This is a genomic window from Oscillibacter acetigenes (assembly GCF_025567605.1).
Classification (GTDB): Bacteria; Bacillota; Clostridia; order Oscillospirales; family Oscillospiraceae; genus Oscillibacter; species Oscillibacter welbionis.
In genome coordinates, this window is record NZ_JAOQKG010000003.1 from 159,370 (window position 1) to 175,235 (window position 15,866).

At 63.4% G+C, this 15,866-nt stretch carries 15 protein-coding genes; 12 read left to right on the forward strand and 3 right to left on the reverse strand.

Annotated features, from left to right (window positions below):
- The 7 genes from OCV80_RS07515 to OCV80_RS07545 all read left to right on the forward strand — a co-directional run.
- Window positions 1-809 (forward strand): peptidase U32 family protein (locus OCV80_RS07515; protein ID WP_267288328.1); only part of this gene is annotated, 809 nt, incomplete at its 5' end.
- Between the two features lie 22 nt (window positions 810-831).
- Window positions 832-2,229 (forward strand): NAD(P)/FAD-dependent oxidoreductase, encoded by a 1,398-nt coding sequence (locus OCV80_RS07520; RefSeq protein ID WP_021750642.1) that lies wholly within the window; start codon window positions 832-834, stop codon window positions 2,227-2,229.
- An 82-nt stretch (window positions 2,230-2,311) separates the two neighbouring features.
- Window positions 2,312-3,937, forward strand: coding sequence for an ABC-F family ATP-binding cassette domain-containing protein (locus OCV80_RS07525; protein ID WP_119310961.1), 1,626 nt, complete (start codon window positions 2,312-2,314; stop codon window positions 3,935-3,937).
- Window positions 3,938-4,016: 79 nt separating this feature from the next.
- Window positions 4,017-5,195 (forward strand): hypothetical protein, encoded by a 1,179-nt coding sequence (locus OCV80_RS07530; RefSeq protein ID WP_267288329.1) that lies wholly within the window; start codon window positions 4,017-4,019, stop codon window positions 5,193-5,195.
- A gap of 108 nt (window positions 5,196-5,303) precedes the next feature.
- The gene (locus OCV80_RS07535) at window positions 5,304-5,819 is read left to right on the forward strand and encodes an RNA polymerase sigma factor (RefSeq protein WP_021750639.1); all 516 of its coding nucleotides are present in this window, start codon (window positions 5,304-5,306) and stop codon (window positions 5,817-5,819) included.
- Entirely contained in the window at window positions 5,816-6,472 is a 657-nt protein-coding gene (locus tag OCV80_RS07540) for a DUF4367 domain-containing protein (RefSeq protein WP_136891744.1), read from the forward strand. The genes OCV80_RS07535 and OCV80_RS07540 overlap by 4 nt, the downstream gene beginning before the upstream one ends.
- Window positions 6,473-6,491: 19 nt before the next feature.
- Window positions 6,492-7,517: a hypothetical protein gene (locus tag OCV80_RS07545; protein ID WP_136891743.1), complete on the forward strand. Its 1,026-nt coding sequence runs from the start codon at window positions 6,492-6,494 to the stop codon at window positions 7,515-7,517.
- A 41-nt stretch (window positions 7,518-7,558) separates the two neighbouring features.
- Here the strand turns inward: OCV80_RS07545 and dapA are convergent, their stop codons facing one another.
- Complete coding sequence (gene dapA / locus OCV80_RS07550; RefSeq protein ID WP_119310959.1) at window positions 7,559-8,452, reverse strand: 4-hydroxy-tetrahydrodipicolinate synthase; 894 nt, start codon at window positions 8,450-8,452, stop codon at window positions 7,559-7,561.
- On the opposite strand from dapA, the gene OCV80_RS07555 reads away from it, so the two are divergent.
- On the forward strand, window positions 8,452-8,649 hold the full coding sequence (locus tag OCV80_RS07555; RefSeq protein WP_145985070.1) for a hypothetical protein: 198 nt from the start codon (window positions 8,452-8,454) through the stop codon (window positions 8,647-8,649). The two genes, dapA and OCV80_RS07555, sit on opposite strands and share 1 nt — an antisense overlap.
- Before the next feature lie 7 nt (window positions 8,650-8,656).
- Here the strand turns inward: OCV80_RS07555 and asd are convergent, their stop codons facing one another.
- On the reverse strand, window positions 8,657-9,742 hold the full coding sequence (gene asd, locus OCV80_RS07560) for an aspartate-semialdehyde dehydrogenase (protein ID WP_025545280.1): 1,086 nt from the start codon (window positions 9,740-9,742) through the stop codon (window positions 8,657-8,659).
- A gap of 193 nt (window positions 9,743-9,935) precedes the next feature.
- On the opposite strand from asd, the gene OCV80_RS07565 reads away from it, so the two are divergent.
- From OCV80_RS07565 to OCV80_RS07580, 4 genes are all read left to right on the forward strand, one after another.
- Window positions 9,936-11,318, forward strand: a complete 1,383-nt coding sequence (locus OCV80_RS07565; RefSeq protein ID WP_021750224.1) for a SpoIID/LytB domain-containing protein — start codon at window positions 9,936-9,938, stop codon at window positions 11,316-11,318.
- Window positions 11,319-11,333: 15 nt separating this feature from the next.
- Window positions 11,334-12,359, forward strand: a complete 1,026-nt coding sequence (gene queA / locus OCV80_RS07570) for a tRNA preQ1(34) S-adenosylmethionine ribosyltransferase-isomerase QueA (RefSeq protein ID WP_025545288.1) — start codon at window positions 11,334-11,336, stop codon at window positions 12,357-12,359.
- A gap of 51 nt (window positions 12,360-12,410) precedes the next feature.
- On the forward strand, window positions 12,411-14,114 hold the full coding sequence (gene recN, locus OCV80_RS07575) for a DNA repair protein RecN (protein WP_267288330.1): 1,704 nt from the start codon (window positions 12,411-12,413) through the stop codon (window positions 14,112-14,114).
- Between the two features lie 131 nt (window positions 14,115-14,245).
- On the forward strand, window positions 14,246-14,749 hold the full coding sequence (locus OCV80_RS07580) for an amidase domain-containing protein (RefSeq protein ID WP_021751804.1): 504 nt from the start codon (window positions 14,246-14,248) through the stop codon (window positions 14,747-14,749).
- A gap of 52 nt (window positions 14,750-14,801) precedes the next feature.
- On the opposite strand, the gene OCV80_RS07585 is transcribed toward OCV80_RS07580, so the two are convergent.
- Window positions 14,802-15,824: a tyrosine recombinase XerC gene (locus tag OCV80_RS07585; protein WP_119310956.1), complete on the reverse strand. Its 1,023-nt coding sequence runs from the start codon at window positions 15,822-15,824 to the stop codon at window positions 14,802-14,804.
- Window positions 15,825-15,866: the final 42 nt, after the last annotated feature.

Genomic DNA, 15,866 nt, shown 5'->3' on the forward strand with positions numbered 1-15,866 from the left:
GGGTGATCCTGGCCCGGGAGCTGAGTCTGGAGGAAATCCGCACCATCCGGGACAAGACCCCGGCGGACCTGGAGATCGAGGCCTTCGTCCACGGCGCCATGTGCGTCAGCTACTCGGGGCGGTGCCTGCTCTCCAACTATATGACCGGCCGGGACTCCAGCCGGGGCGCCTGTGCCCAGCCCTGCCGGTACCAGTACGCCCTGGTGGAGGAGAAGCGTCCGGGAGAGTATTTCCCGGTGTTTGAGGACGAGCAGGGCACCTATATCCTGAACTCCCGGGACATGTGCATGATCGACCACCTGGGGGACCTGTGCGGCGCGGGCCTCTCCAGTTTGAAGATCGAGGGCCGGGCCAAGTCCGCCTACTACGCGGCCATCGTCACCGGGGCCTACCGCCACTGTTTGGACGCCGCGGCGGCAGGGGAGTCCGTCGATCCCGTGTGGCGGGACGAGGTGGAACACGTGAGCCACCGGCCCTACTCCACCGGCTTCTACTACGGCCCGCCGGGCCAGTATTACGCCACTTCCCGCTATGTCCGGGAATGGCAGGTGGCGGCGGTGGTGACGGACTGCGACAGCGCCGGGCACGCCGTGCTGTCCCTGCGGAACAAGTTCCGCGCCGGGGACACGGTGGAGATCGTGGGCCCGGATCTGCGGCCCTTCTCCATAACCGTGCCGGAGATGCGGGACGAGGCGGGGGCGCCCCTGGTGGAACCCCGCACCCCACAGATGAAATTCTATATGGACCTTCCCAAGGCGGTGCCGCCGTATTCCCTGGTGCGCCGCGGGGTGGACCTGTCAGCCAAATGAGGAAAAACGAGGAGAGAAGACTATGAACGCAGATGTTGTCATTGTTGGCGCCGGCCCCGCCGGTATCTTCACCGCTTTGGAGATGATTAAGAAGGGCAGCCGCCAGAAGATCGTCATGGTGGAAAAGGGACAGCCGGTGGAAAAGCGCCACTGCCCCAAGGACAAGACCAAGAAGTGCGTGAACTGCAAGCCCTACTGCCACATCACCACCGGCTTCTCCGGCGCCGGCGCCTTCTCCGACGGCAAGCTCTCCCTCAGCTATGAGGTGGGCGGCGACCTGCCCACCCTGATCGGGGCGGACCTGGCCCAGGAGACCATCGACTACGCCGACCAGATCTACCTGGAGTTCGGCGCGGATGAGCACATCGAGGGCCTGGGCCACGAGGAGGAGCGGAAGGAGATCCGCCGCCGGGCCATCCAGGCGGGGCTGAAGCTGGTGGACTGCCCCATCCGCCACATGGGCACCGAGAAGGCCCAGGGCATTTACCTCGCCATCGAGCGGTACTTACAGGAGAACGGGGTGGAGATGTACTTCGGCTATGAGTGCAGCAACCTGATCCTGGAGAACGAGGTCTGCAAGGGCGTGGCCATCTCCGACGGCAAGACGGACCTGGAGATCTACGCCAAGCATACCGTGGTGGCCACCGGCCGCCGGGGCGCCGACTGGCTGGAGAAGCTCTGCGCCGAGCACAACATCGCCCACGCCCCCGGCACTGTGGACATCGGCGTCCGGGTGGAGGTCCGCAACGAGGTCATGGAGATGGTGAACCGGGTGCTGTACGAGTCCAAGCTGGTGGGCTATCCCAAGCCCTTCAAGAACAAGGTCCGCACCTTCTGCCAGAACCCCGGCGGCTTCGTCAGCCAGGAGAACTACGACAACAACCTGGCAGTGGTGAACGGCCACTCCTACAAGGACCTGAAGAGCGACAACACCAACCTCTCCATCCTGTGCTCCCACAATTTCTCCATCCCCTTCAACCAGCCCATCGCCTACGCCCAGAAGGTGGGCGAGCTGACCAACATGCTGGCCAACGGCCAGATCCTGGTCCAGCGGTTCGGGGACATTCTGGACGGCAAGCGCACGTGGCAGAAGGAGCTGGCCCAGTCCAACATCCGGCCCACCCTGCCGGACGCCGTGGCCGGTGACATCACCGCCGCCATGCCCTACCGGGCCATGACCAACATCATCAACTTCATCCAGGCCATGGACTACGTGGTGCCGGGCTTCGCCGCCTATGAGACGCTGCTGTACTCCCCGGAACTGAAGTTCTATTCCAACCGGGTGAAGATGGACACCGATTTCAACACCAGCCTCCAGGGCCTCCACTGTCTGGGCGACAGCTCCGGCTGGACCCGGGGATTGATGATGGCCTCTGTCATGGGCACCCTCATGGGCCGCAAGATCGCGGAAGAGGGCTAATCGAATCACAGAGCGGCAGCAGGCGCGGAAAACGCGCCTACTGCCGCGATGAAATACGCAGATATGAAAAAGGATACAAGCTATGATCACAGTCAATGACGTCAGTCTCAATTTCAGCGGACAGACCCTGTTCAAGCACGTGGACCTGAAGTTCACCCCCGGCAACTGCTACGGCATCATCGGCGCCAACGGCGCCGGAAAGACCACCTTCCTGCGGATCCTCTCCGGGGATCTGGAGCCTACCACTGGCGAGGTGGTGATCTCCAAGGATCAGCGGATGAGCGTTTTGAAGCAGGACCACTTCCAGTACGACCAGTACACGGTGCTGGACACGGTCATCATGGGCAACCAGCGGCTCTACGATATCATGAAGGAGAAGGACGCCCTCTACGCCAAGGAAGACTTCACCGACGCCGACGGCGTGAAGGCCAGCGAGCTGGAGGCGGAGTTTGCCGACATGGACGGCTGGGAGGCTGAGAGCGACGTGAGCCGCCTGATCCAGGGCCTGGGATTATCCGAGGACATTCTGTACAGCGAGATGAGCACGCTGACCGCCAAGGAGAAGGTGAAGGTGCTGCTGGCCCAGGCCCTCTTCGGCAAGCCGGACATCATCCTGCTGGACGAGCCCACCAACCACCTGGACATCCACGCCGTGGAGTGGCTGGAGGACTTCATCCTGGAGTGCGAGAGCCTTATTATCGTGGTGAGCCACGACCGCCACTTCCTGAATACTGTGTGCACCAATATCGTGGACGTGGACTACGGCGGGATCAAGATGTATGTGGGCAACTACGAGTTCTGGTACGAGTCCAGCCAGATGATGCAGCGGCTGATCCGGGACCAGAACAAGAAGAAGGAAGAGAAGATCAAGGAGCTCCAGGAGTTCGTCTCCCGCTTCTCTGCCAACAAGTCCAAGAGCAAGCAGGCCACCGCCCGCCGGAAGCTGCTGGACAAGCTGACGGTGGAGGAGATGCCCGCCTCCTCCCGGCGCTATCCCTTCGTGGGCTTCAAGATGGACCGGGAGCCGGGCAAGGAGATTCTGGCGGTGGAGGGCCTTACCAAGACCGTAGACGGCCGGAAGGTGCTGGACAACGTCAGCTTCCGGGTGAACAAGGGCGACAAGATCGCCTTCGTGGGGGAGGACGAGATCGCCACCACCACGCTGTTCAAGATCTTGATGGAGGAGCTGGAGCCGGATGCGGGCACCTTCAAGTGGGGCACCACCATCACCACCAGCTACTTCCCCCTGGACAACTCCGCCTTCTTCAACGACTGCGACCTGAATCTGGTGGACTGGCTGGGCCAGTACACCGCCGACAACGCGGAGGAGGGCACCGAGTCCTTCAAGCGGTCCTTCCTGGGGCGGATGCTGTTCTCCGGCGACGACGTGTACAAGCCCGTCAAGGTCCTCTCCGGCGGCGAGAAGGTCCGGTGCATGTTGTCCCGGATGATGCTGTTCGGTTCCAATGCCCTGGTGCTGGACCAGCCCACCAACCACCTGGACCTGGAGTCCATCACCGCCGTCAACAACGGCCTGATCGACTTCAAGGGCGTGGTCCTCTTCGCCAGCCACGACCATGAGTTTGTCCAGACCATCGCCAACCGGGTCATGGAGTTCGTGGACGGGAAGCTCATCGACAAGATGTGCACCTACGATGCGTATATCGCCGGGGCCCGGGAGGAGATGCTTGCCCGGCTGAACGGCTGAGCTGTTACTGGATTGTAGTTGACATCAGGCAAAACCACCCTGTAAACTGTTTGCAAAACAGCTTGCGGGGTGGTTTTTCATGGACAAACGGCGGATTTTTGGCGTGTTGGCACTGGCAGTTATCACGGCGGTCACAGCGGGGGTGGCGTCCCCCCAAATGGCGGCACAGCGGCAGGAGACGGCGGAGTACCAAGCGCCTCTGGAGGCCGCACCGGTAGCCCAGGTGGAGGGAGAGACTCTGTCCCCCAACGGGCGGTTCCAGGTCCGGACAGCGGGAAAGAGTGAGATGTATGTCAGCGGATACGTGGTGCCGGAATTCCTGCAGATCGTGGACACGGAGACCGGTGAACTTCTCTGGCAGGACCAAGGGGCGCTCTGGCAGTCGGCGCGGTGGTCTCCGGCAAATAATCTGGTGGCTATCGCCTATGGCGGCCGGACCTGGACCCAGGTGAAGGTCATCTCCACCGCCTGCTGGATCAGCTGGGACTTCACCCTGCCGGACGGCAGCCCCATCCCGGAGTACGAATTTCTCCCGGAGGACTGGGGCACATGGCCGGACATGGACACCCTGTTGCTGACGGTCGGCCGGGGTGGGGACGCAGGGGAGCCCCACACCTACCGCTGCACCGTGCGTATGAACCAGGACGGAACGCTGTCTGGCTCCGCTTTGGAACAGACCACAGAGGTACTGTCGGAGGACTACGACTTCGACCACGACGGCATGCCGGAGACCACGGAGCTGGTGACGGTGCTCACCCCGGAGACAGATTACTATCCCGCTTGGTATATCCTGCAGGTCATCCGGCAGGACGGCGTGGAGTTGTGGTCCGCCGGAGCCCATCCGTCCCATGCCGGCTGGACCAGCGTATTTGCCTGCAAGATCTATGGCGAGGACTACCTGCTGCAATACGAGCCGGAGATGTACCAGGGCTGGGCGGAATACGCCTATGAATTGTGGGCCTTTGATGGGAACGGGCAGGCATACACATCGGACAACAGGTCGGTAACCTTTGACATCAACTTTGGCCGGGAGGAACACCAGTTTGACCCGGAGGCCATCGCCGGGTTTTTCTGGGAGCTGCGAGGTCTCCTCCAGGACAGCATCCTTTTGGCCAGCACGGAAAACGGGGAGTTCCAGACTGGTATTCCGGGGCTGGAGCTGCAGAATTATATATTCAGCGATCTGCTGTCCCTGGACAGCCTGGAGGCCATGGAGGCCTCGGTCCGGCAGCAGGAGGCGGAGCTGGGCGCTGCATAGCAGAACAGGCGGGAGTTCTCCCGCCTGTTTTCATGAATTTTCAAATCCGGCCGTCAGATTTGCGCCCGCTCCAGCGTCATAGAGAGCAGAGGGACAGGAGGGAACGCCATGCTGGAATATCTGGCAACCATGGAGACAGCGGATGATCGGACCAGGTTTGAATCGCTGTACCTGGCCTACCGGGGCCTCATGTACCATGTGGCCTATCACATCCTGAAAAATCCACAAGACGCAGAGGACGCGGTGCACCAGTCCTTCGTGAAGCTGGCGGAGCACATGGCGACTATCCCCGACGGCCCCTGTCCCCGGACGCGGAATCTGGTGGTGACGGTGGCGGAGCGGAAGGCCATCGATCTATATCGCTCCCGCCAGCGCCATCCGGAGACGGAGCTGGATGAACAGACCGTCTGGTCCGCACCGCCGGAGGGCGGCGGTCTGGCCGATGCCATGGCATCCCTGCCGCCCCGGTACCGGGAGGTGCTTCTGCTAAAATACTACAACGGCTATTCCGCCCGGGAGATCGCGGGATTTCTCTCCGCCACCCCTGATGCCGTGACCCAGACCTTGCACCGGGCCCGGAAGAAGCTGGCGGAAATTCTGGATGAGAGGGGGGAGACGCCATGATGATCTCAGAGGAGGCCCTGTACGCGGCGGCGCCGGAGGCGGCGGAGAAATTCCTCTCCGCTCTGCCGGACCGGGAGGACTGCGTCCATGACTTCTCCCCGGACTTCGAGGCCCGGATGGCGACGCTGCTCCGCCGTCAGCGGAGACGGCGGCACTGGCGGGCCCTGCTGGCGGCGGCCGCCGTGCTGGGCGCCCTGGCGGCGGGACTCTCCGTGGGGGCGGGGGACCGGACGGACTGCCAGATCTACTGGTCCCAGACAGACGGGGAACTGCGGTACGTTATCCGCCTGGAGCACACCACCACCCGGCCTTTCCAGGACGCCCAACTGCGCTGTGTGCCGGAGGGCTTCATCCTGGTCCGCGGCAGCACCAGTGAGATCCGCGGGGAGCGAAGTCTGGCGTACCGAAGGGGGGAGGATGCCTCCTTCACCCTGATGCAGACCCAGGGAGAGGACCTGGTGGGTTCCAAGGGGACCGCCTGCCAGGGCTCTGAGGTGGAGGTCAACGGCCGCCTGGGCCTGCTGGTGGAAGAGGAGACGGACAGCACAGAAAAAGACCTGCTGTGGACGGACGGGCCCTACATCTTCGCCCTCCATGGGAAGGGCCTGTCCGCCGAAGAGCTGCTGGAGATTGCCAGGAATGTGACCTGGTGACAGGAAAGGAAGGAATCTGATGAAACGCAATTACATTCCCTTTATCGCGGGCATGAGCACCATGCTGCTGTTGGTAGGGCTGGTGGGGGCCTCCCTGGCGGGGGAGACCAGGCCGCCCGCTGTCCCTCAGAGCGGAACGCTGAACGGACAGGTGGCCTACGGCGAGGCGGGTGTGGCTCTGTTCGGCAAGGAACAGGTACCTGCCGGCGCTGCCTGGACTACGGAGGACGGAGCGCAGATCCCCACTGTGCTGACCTACACTGATGAAAACGGGGAGGACCACTACTTCATCAGCGCCGAGACCGCGGCGGAGGTGCTGGACATGGTCTACGGCGCGGTGTACCGGGAGGACCTGAACTGCATTGATTTCGGCACTGAGGCGGCCGTAGATGCGGAGGGCAATCCCCGTCTGGACGGGAACGGCCAGCCCATCTACTGGACGGGGGCTGAGTTCTTCTCCAGAAGGACCACGCAGAACGAAGACGGCACGGAGCGCATCATCGCCATCGGCAACCAGAAAGCGGAGATTCAGGTGGGGGACGGCACCTCCGTCATCGTCGGACACGGGCTGGAAGAGGACTCGCCCATCCGGGAGGAACTCATCCAGCGGCAGATGGAGACGCCCACCGTGCCGGAGTATGGCGTCAGCTGCGGGGTGTTCACCGAGGTGGACCCGGCGGTGCTGGATCCAGCCGCCTATCTGGGGCGGTTCGTGGACGGCGTGGCCCTCCAGGGGGCGGATCTGACGTACACCTTCCACTTCATGCCGGAGCTGCCCTATGCCGCCCTGGTGATCGAGAACCAGGGGGACCAGGACATCCTGGTGCGTGTCTTCCGCCCCTGGACCGTGGGCCATATCAACCAGGAGCTGTTCTCCATGGTTCGCATCCCCGCCGGAGAGACGCTGGTCCGGGCTTTCCAGGTCCAGGAAGGGGAGAGCGCCGACCTGCGGAACAAGCTGACGGTGGAAATCACCGGCATCGGTGATGGAGAGGCCCAGGTGCGCCTGTCCTCGGAGCAGTACGGCGGCAGTACCCGGAAATAAACCGAACAGCAGCCGCCCGGCTTTCGCCGGGCGGCTGTGGCTTATACTCTGGAGGTCAGCCCGTGCTTTTCCAGGGCCGCCCTGATTTTCTCCAGCCCGGCCTCGGTGGGGTCGCACAACGGCAGGCGCAGGGGGCCCACGTCCCAGCCCAGCAGGTTCAGCGCCGTTTTGACGGGGATGGGGTTCACGTCGCAGAACATGGCGTCGCAGAAGTCCTTCAGCTCCAGCTGCAGCTTTCCGGCGGCGGCGAAGTCGTTCCGCAGGCACAGCTCCGTCAGCCGGTGCATCTCCGCCGGCAGGACGTTGGCCACTACGGAGATGACGCCCTTGCCGCCCAGCATACAGATGGCCGCTGTCTCGTCATCGTTGCCGGACCAGATGGAGAAGTCCTCCGGGCACAGGTTCCGGGTCTTCTGAATGTTGGAGAAATTGCCCCCCGCCTCCTTGACGCCGTTGATGTTGGGGTGCTTGGCAAGCTCCGCATACGTCTCCGGCGCGATGGTGACGCCGGTGCGGGAGGGTACGTCGTACAGGATCAGCGGCACATCCACGCCGTCGGCGATCACCTGGAAGTGGCGGATGAGCCCGGCTTGGCTGGCCTTGTTGTAGTAGGGCGTCACCAGCAGCAATCCGTCGGCCCCGGCCCGCTCCGCGTCCCGGGACAGGGCCAGGGCGTTCTCTGTGGAGTTGGAGCCGGTGCCGGCGATCACCGGCAGCCGCCCGTCCACGTGGTCCACACAGAACTCGATGGTCCGCATCCGCTCCCGGTAGCTCATGGTGCTGGCCTCGCCGGTGGTGCCGCAGACGATGATGGCGTCGGTGCCGTTTTTCATTTGAAAGTCCAGCAGCTTCCCCAGGGTGGGGAGATCCACGGTCTCTTTGGTAAAGGGCGTGACAATGGCCACACCGGACCCGGTGAAGAGAGGCTTTTTCAATGTACACACGCTCCTTTTCAGCTGGAAATGGGGAATTAGAAATTTTGGTGCCCGGTGGAGCTTGGAAATTTAAAATCGTTCCGCCTGCGGCGGAACACCTCCATTTCAAATTTCCAATTCCTAAATTTGATGCAGGTCTGAGGATAAAAGAGGCGGCCTGCCAACTCCGGCAAGCCGTCTCTTTTGTGGATGTATGAGATGGAATCAGTCCATGTATCCCTTGGCGCACAGCAGCTCCGCCAGGAGCACCGCGCCGCCCGCAGCGCCCCGCAGGGTGTTGTGGGAGAGGCACACGAACTTGTAGTCGTACTGGGTGTCCGGCCGCAGGCGGCCCACGGACACGGCCATGCCGTGCTCCAGGTTCCGGTCCAGCCGGGTCTGGGGCCGGTCAGGCTCCTCAAAGTAGTGGAGGAACTGCTTGGGGGCGGAGGGGAGTTCCAGCTCCTGGGGTACGCCCCGGAAGGCGGCCCAGTCGGCCTTGATCTGCTCTATGGAGGGGGCCTTGCCGTCCGCGAATTTCATAAACACCGCGGCCATGTGACCGTCCTGGCAGGCCACCCGGAAGCACTGGGCGGTGATGGAGGGGCCGTCGGCCCTGACGATCTTCCCGTCCTCCACGCGGCCCCACAGCTTCAACGGCTCCTGCTCGCTCTTCTCCTCCTCGCCGCCGATGTAGGGAATGCAGTTATCCACCATCTCCGGCCAGCGCTGGAAGGTCTTGCCGGCGCCGGAGATGGCCTGATAGGTGCAGACCAGGATTTTGTCCAGGCCGTACTTCTTCAGGGGGTGCAGGGCCGGGACGTAGCTCTGGAGCGAACAGTTGCTCTTCACGGCGATGAAGCCCCGGCGGGTGCCCAGGCGCTTGCGCTGGGCCTCGATCACCGCCAGATGGTCCGCGTTGATCTCCGGGACTACCATGGGTACATCGTCGGTCCACCGGTGGGCGGAGTTGTTGGAGACGATGGGACACTCCAGTCTCGCGTATTTCTCCTCCAGGGCCCGGATCTCCTCTTTCTTCATGTCCACGGCGCAGAAGCAGAAATCCACCATGGAGGCCAGCCGCTCCGCGTCCTGCTCCGCGTCCAGGACCACCAGATTTTTGGCCTCCTCCGGCATGGGGACGTCCAGGGCCCAGCGGCCCGCCACCGCCTCGGCGTAAGGTTTGCCGGCGCTGCGTGCGCTGGCGGCGATGGCCGTCAGCTGAAACCAGGGGTGATGCTCCATCAGCGTGATGAAGCGCTGGCCCACCATGCCGGTGCCGCCGATGATTCCGACTTTGTACTGTTTCATAGTATGTGCCTCCTGCTCCCATGTTGCGGCGGAAAAACGCGATGCCTTCCGTCGATTTTGGTTGAATATGGCGCCGGAATGTACTATAATGATCCATATTGATGTAGAAAGCCTGTACTTCCAGCACGGACATTTGTACATATATTAGCATACTTCCGCGATTCCGTCAAGGTGCATGGCTTGGGGAGGTTCCATGAAAAAAGGCTTGTTCCTGCTGTCGCTGATTGTGACATTTTACGCCCTGGGTACTGTCAGCGCCTCCGCCGTCACCAATGATACGGTGAAGGTGGGGCTGCGGTACGGCTCCTCCGTCATGTCCTCCGCCAACCTGGAAAACGATGAGGGCAGCGGTTACGAGTTCGGGTACTTCGAGGACGACCGGACCTTCGTGTCCCTGGGTGAGACGGACGAGACCGCCATCACCATGGAGCCGGCAGGCCGGGACGGCATCCAGGTGACCATCACCGGCACAGACCGGGTCCTCTATGAGAGCAGGGAGGACACCCTGGCCGTGATGCCCCAGGGCCGGGACCCCGTCACCTGGTTCCGGGGGAACCGCTATCGGGGCGGGTTCGAGTACACCGTCAGCGGCGGCGGGCTGCAGGTGGTGAACGTGGTGGACCTGGAGGACTATGTGAAGGGCGTTCTGCCCTCTGAAATGCCGGGGAACTGGGAGCTGGAGGCCTTGAAGGCCCAGGCCGTGTGCGCCCGGACCTTTGCCTGCCTCACCACCAAGCACCTGTCCGCCTACGGATTCGACGTGTGCAGCTCCACAGACTGCCAGGCGTACAGCGGCATCGGTGAGGCCACCTCCGCCACGGACCGGGCGGTGGAGGAGACGGAGGGGGAGTGCCTCTATTATGACGGCGAGCTGGCCCAGGCCTACTACCACTCCTCCGACGGCGGCGCCACCGAGGACGCGGAGAACGTCTGGGGCACCGACGTGCCCTATCTCCGGGGAAAGGAAGACCCCTACGAGGCGCAGATCTCCATTCCTGATTACAGGTGGACGGTCACCTATACCTGGGAGGAGCTGACCTGGGTGCTGCAGAACAGCGGCTACGACATCGGGGACGTGGTGGACGCCTATGTATCGGAAGTCACCGATCTGGGCAACGTGTATTCCGTGACCTTTGTGGACAGCCGGGGAAAGACCCTGGTCCGCACGGGGGACGATGCCCGGATGGCCTTTTACAGCACCACCCTGGGCAAGAACGTCCCCAGCCTGCGGTTCACCATCACCGGCGGCACCGGGGGCGGCAGCAGCTACGCGGTGAACAGCGCCTCCGGCACCCTGTCGGCTCTGGACGGTGCGTCCGTCATCTCCGGCAGCGGCACCGTCAGCCGCCTGGAGGGGGAGGACCACGCCGCCATCTCCGCCTCCGGAACGGCGGACCTCACCGGCGGCAGCTCCGGCGGGCGGGGCTCCGCCTCCCGGGGCGGCATCACCATCACCGGCACCGGAAACGGCCATAACGTGGGCATGAGCCAGTACGGCGCCAGGGCCATGGCGGAGCAGGGCCACGACTACATCGACATTTTGGAATTTTATTTCACCGGCATCCGTGTCCGGTAATGAGAAGGAAGCAACATGAAGACCAGTGATTTTTACTACGACCTGCCCCAGGAGCTGATCGCCCAGACCCCCATTGAGAAGCGGGACACCTCCCGCCTGATGACCCTGGATCGGGTGAGCGGCGCCACGGGACACCACCATTTCTACGACCTGCCGGACTACCTGAACCCCGGCGACTGCCTGATTTTGAACAACTCCCGGGTGCTGCCCGCCCGTCTGGTGGGACAGCGGCTGCCCGGCGGCGGCATCTGCGAGGTGCTGCTGCTGAACGACAGGGGAGACAAGGTGTGGGAGTGTCTGGTCCGCCCGGGCCGGAAGCTCCGCAAGGGCACCAGACTGTCCTTCGGCAACGGGGAGCTGACCGCCGAGATCGTGGAGCAGCTGGAGGAGGGCGGCCGCCTGATCCGCTTCGACTACGAGGGCATCTTTCTGGAGACGCTGGAGCGGCTGGGCAAGATGCCTCTGCCCCCCTACATCAAGGAGGAGCTCCAGGACCAGGAGCGGTATCAGACCGTGTACTCCAAGGTCCTGGGCAGCGCCGCCGCCCCCACGGCGGGGCTCCACTTCACCCCGGAGCTGCTGGAGAAGATCCGGGCCAAGGGCGTAAAGATCGGGTATGTGACGCTCCATGTGGGCCTGGGCACCTTCCGGCCCGTGAAGGAGGACACCATTGAGGACCACCCCATGCACAGCGAGTACTGCACCATCCCCCAGGAGACGGCGGACCTCATCAACGAGACCCGGAAGGGCGGGGGCCGGTGCATCTGTGTGGGCACCACCTCCTGTCGGACATTGGAATCCTGGGCCGCCGAGGACGGACACATGGAGGCCAAGTCCGGCTGGACGGACATCTATATCTACCCCGGCTACCGATTCAAGGTGATGGACGGCCTGGTGACCAACTTCCACCTGCCGGAGAGCACCCTCATCATGCTGGTGTCCGCCTTCGCCGGGCGGGAGCACGTGCTGGCCGCCTATGAGGAGGCGGTGCGGGAGAAATACCGCTTCTTCTCCTTTGGCGACGCCATGTTCATCAGCTGACATTGCCGCGCCCGGCGGACCTGCCGGGCGCTTTTTCAGAGGAGGAGTCCCATGCTGGAGCTTCTGCACATTGAGAATATCGCGGTCATCCAGGAGGCGGACATCCAGTTCCGCCCCGGCTTCAACGCCCTCACCGGCGAGACCGGCGCCGGCAAGTCCATCGTCATCGACGCCATGGGCGCGGTACTGGGCGGGCGCACCTCCCGGGACCTGGTCCGCACCGGCGCGGACCGGGCCTTTGTCAGCGCCGAATTTTCCCAGGTGCCCGGTGATCTGGCCGGGTTGGCGGAGACCGGAGCTGCCCCGGACGAGGACGGCCACCTGCTGCTCCAGCGGGAGCTGACGGGGGACGGCAAGAACCTCTGCCGGGTCAACGGCCGCCCTGTCACCGTGGCCCAGCTGCGCAGGATCGGAGAAGAGCTGCTGAACATCCACGGCCAGCACGACGGCCAGCAGCTGCTGGACGAGGAGCAGCACCTGAGCTATCTGGACCGCTTTGGCCGGACGGAGGCACCCCTGGGGCGGTATCAGACGGCCTATGAAGCCATGGCCGACTTACAGGCGAAGATTCGGGCTCTCCAGATGGACGAGGCGGAGAAGGCCCGGCGGATGGACAGCCTCCGCTTTCAGATCGACGAGCTGGAGCGGGCCCAGCTGGTGCCCGGCGAGGAGGAGAGCCTCACAGAGCGGCGGGACCTGCTGCGGAACGGGGAGAAGTACCTCTCCGCCCTGTCGGGGGCGGACTACTGCCTGAACGGCGGGGAGGAGGGAGGCGGCGCCGTCTCCGCCCTCCGGGACGCGGAAGAGGCCCTCGCCGGTGTCCGCACGCTCTCCGGAGACATGGGGGAGCTGTACCAGCGCCTGGAACAGCTGCGGTGTGAAGCCTATGACCTTGCCGAGATCATTCGGGACAAGCGGGAGGCGTTCGACTTCTCCCCGGCGGAGCTGGACGCGGTGGAGAGCCGGTCCGACCTGCTGTACCGGCTGAAAAAGAAGTACGGCGCCACGGTGGATGAGATGCTGGCCTACCTGGACAAGTGCCGCCGGGAGCTGGATGATATGGAGACGGCGGACGACACCCTGGCCCGGCTGGAACAGCAGCTGGAGAAGGCCCGGAAGGCCGTCCTGGCAGCGGGGGCGGAGCTGACCGCCGCCCGGAAAGAGGCCGCCGCCGTTCTGGAGCAGCGCATCCAGTCCGAGCTCCGGGACCTGGACATGCACAAGGTCCGGTTCGCCATCGACTTCGGGGAGAAGGAGCCGGGCCCCGACGGCTGTGACGCCGTCCGGTTTCTGATGTCTGCCAACGCCGGGGAGGACTTGAAGCCCATCGCCCGGATCGCCTCCGGCGGTGAGCTGGCCCGGATCATGCTGGCTCTGAAAAATGTGCTGGCGGAGCAGGAGTCCATCGGCACGCTGGTGTTCGACGAGGTGGACACCGGCGTCTCCGGCCGTGCGGCCCAGAAGGTGGCGGAGAAGCTGGCCCAGGTCAGCCGCCGCAAGCAGGTGCTGTGCGTGACCCACCTCCCGCAGCTGGCCGCCATGGCGGACACCCACTTCTCCGTGGAGAAGGGGGAGCGAGACGGCCGCACCTATACCCGTGTGGTGCTGCTGGACTGGGAGCAGCGGAAGGCGGAGCTGGCCCGGATCACCGGCGGCAGCCGCGTGACAGAGGCCCTGCTGGCAAGCGCCGGAGAGCTGCTGGACCAGGCGGAGCGCTATCGGAGCGAATTAGGAATGAGGAATCATGCGGAATGAGCAATTTCTGGGTCCGGCTTTGCCGGACCCATTCCAATTGTTCCGCCTGCAGCAGAACACATGAATTCCGAACTCCCAACTGACCAAACGTCCCTCTTTCGCATACAATGGCGGGAAGAGGAGGGGAGCCCATGCGCTTTTTTGCAGACTACGACCGCAGTGCCGCCGTGCTGTATGCCCACCAGTGGGCCTATGGCCGGAACCCGGCCTTTTACGACTACGAGAACGTGGGGGGAGACTGCACCAACTTCGCGTCTCAGTGTGTGTTCGCCGGCAGCGGTGTGATGAACTTCACCCCGGATTTCGGCTGGTACTACATCGACGCCAACCAGAAGTCCCCCTCCTGGACCGGGGTGCCCTATTTCTGGAATTTCATGACCAGGCAGGCGCCCTCCGTGGGGCCGGTGGCCCAGCCCTGCGCCCTGGAGGACCTGCAGCCCGGGGACCTGGTGCAGCTGAGCTTCAACGGCCAGGAGTTCCAGCATACGCCGGTGGTGGTGCGGGTGACGGCGCCCATCACCCTGGAGACGGTACTGATCGCCGCCCACAGCTACGACGCCGACAACCGGCCCCTGTCCACCTACACGTTCCAGGACATCCGGTTTCTGCACGTACTGGGCACCATCCGGCCTTAGGCAATCGTTTGCGCAAAATGAACAGGGAAAACCGGCTGGGAGGGAGCGCCTCTCAGCCGGTTTCCTTTTGCTTTTTCCTTGATTTTTTCACGTGTGACAAGGGATTTGCCTTTGCAGCTATCCGCAGGGATTCGTTGTCGATGTGGGTGTAGATTTCCGTGGTGTTCAAATGGTCGTGGCCCAGCACCTCCTGGACGGCCCGGACGTCCACGCCGTTCTGCAGCATCAGCGTGGCGGCGGTGTGCCGCAGCTTGTGGGAGCTGTACTCCGCCGGGTCGATGCCCGCCTGACCCAGCCGCTTTTTCACCATGGCGTGGACCGTGGAGCGGCTGATCCGCTCGTTCTGGGAGGAGAGGAAGAGGGCGTTTGCGTCCCGGCCGGTGATGGGCCGCCGCACTGCCAGATATTTGGCGATGGCGTCCTGGCAGGCGTCGTTCAGGTAGATGATCCGGACCTTGTTGCCCTTGCCAAGAACCCGCAGGGCATCCTCCTGGATGTCGGAGAGGTTCAGACCCACCAGTTCGCTGATCCGCAGCCCGCAGTTGAGGAACAGCGTCAGGATACAGTAATCCCGCTCCTGATTTTTGCCGTCCACGGAGTCCAAGAGCTGGATGCTCTCGTCCAAGGTCAGGTATTTGGGCAGGGTTTTCTTCAATTTCGGAGAATCCATATCTTTGACAGGATTTTCACGAAGTAAGTGCATCTTATTGGTGAGGTAGTTGTAAAACGACCGGATCGTGGCGATCTTCCGGGCCCGGGACGCGGCGTTCAGGCCGTAGCCGGAATTCCGGCTGTTCTGGTGCTGGACCCGGTCCCGGCTGAGGTACGTCATGTAGCCGTAAATGTCCGTCAGGGTCACGGAGGCCACGAAGTCCAGATCCACGTCCATAATGTCGATCTCATCCAGAGACCGGTCACACAGGGACGGGTCCCGGGTCTGCTTGAGATAGCGGAAGAAATTCCGCAGGTCCAGAAAGTATTCGTCCACGGTCCGCTTGGAGTGGGCTTTGATGGTCTCGTGGTACGAGAGAAAGTCCCGCAGAATCTGCGGCGCTTCGGTGCGGTAATCAGCCATAACGGTGTCAACTTGCGGGCAGATACTCCGCGCAGCCGCCGG

Excerpts from the sequence above, each read along its gene's own strand:
- OCV80_RS07555 (WP_145985070.1), top strand. The coding sequence starts at position 8,452 with ATGTACACACGCTCCTTTTCAGCTGGAAATGGGGAATTAGAAATTTTG.
- OCV80_RS07540 (WP_136891744.1), top strand. The coding sequence starts at position 5,816 with ATGATGATCTCAGAGGAGGCCCTGTACGCGGCGGCGCCGGAGGCGGCG.
- OCV80_RS07530 (WP_267288329.1), top strand. The coding sequence starts at position 4,017 with ATGGACAAACGGCGGATTTTTGGCGTGTTGGCACTGGCAGTTATCACG.
- asd (WP_025545280.1), bottom strand. The coding sequence starts at position 9,742 with ATGAAACAGTACAAAGTCGGAATCATCGGCGGCACCGGCATGGTGGGC.
- queA (WP_025545288.1), top strand. The coding sequence starts at position 11,334 with ATGAAGACCAGTGATTTTTACTACGACCTGCCCCAGGAGCTGATCGCC.
- OCV80_RS07585 (WP_119310956.1), bottom strand. The coding sequence starts at position 15,824 with ATGGCTGATTACCGCACCGAAGCGCCGCAGATTCTGCGGGACTTTCTC.
- OCV80_RS07525 (WP_119310961.1), top strand. The coding sequence starts at position 2,312 with ATGATCACAGTCAATGACGTCAGTCTCAATTTCAGCGGACAGACCCTG.
- recN (WP_267288330.1), top strand. The coding sequence starts at position 12,411 with ATGCTGGAGCTTCTGCACATTGAGAATATCGCGGTCATCCAGGAGGCG.
- OCV80_RS07580 (WP_021751804.1), top strand. The coding sequence starts at position 14,246 with ATGCGCTTTTTTGCAGACTACGACCGCAGTGCCGCCGTGCTGTATGCC.
- OCV80_RS07545 (WP_136891743.1), top strand. The coding sequence starts at position 6,492 with ATGAAACGCAATTACATTCCCTTTATCGCGGGCATGAGCACCATGCTG.
- OCV80_RS07565 (WP_021750224.1), top strand. The coding sequence starts at position 9,936 with ATGAAAAAAGGCTTGTTCCTGCTGTCGCTGATTGTGACATTTTACGCC.
- OCV80_RS07535 (WP_021750639.1), top strand. The coding sequence starts at position 5,304 with ATGCTGGAATATCTGGCAACCATGGAGACAGCGGATGATCGGACCAGG.
- OCV80_RS07520 (WP_021750642.1), top strand. The coding sequence starts at position 832 with ATGAACGCAGATGTTGTCATTGTTGGCGCCGGCCCCGCCGGTATCTTC.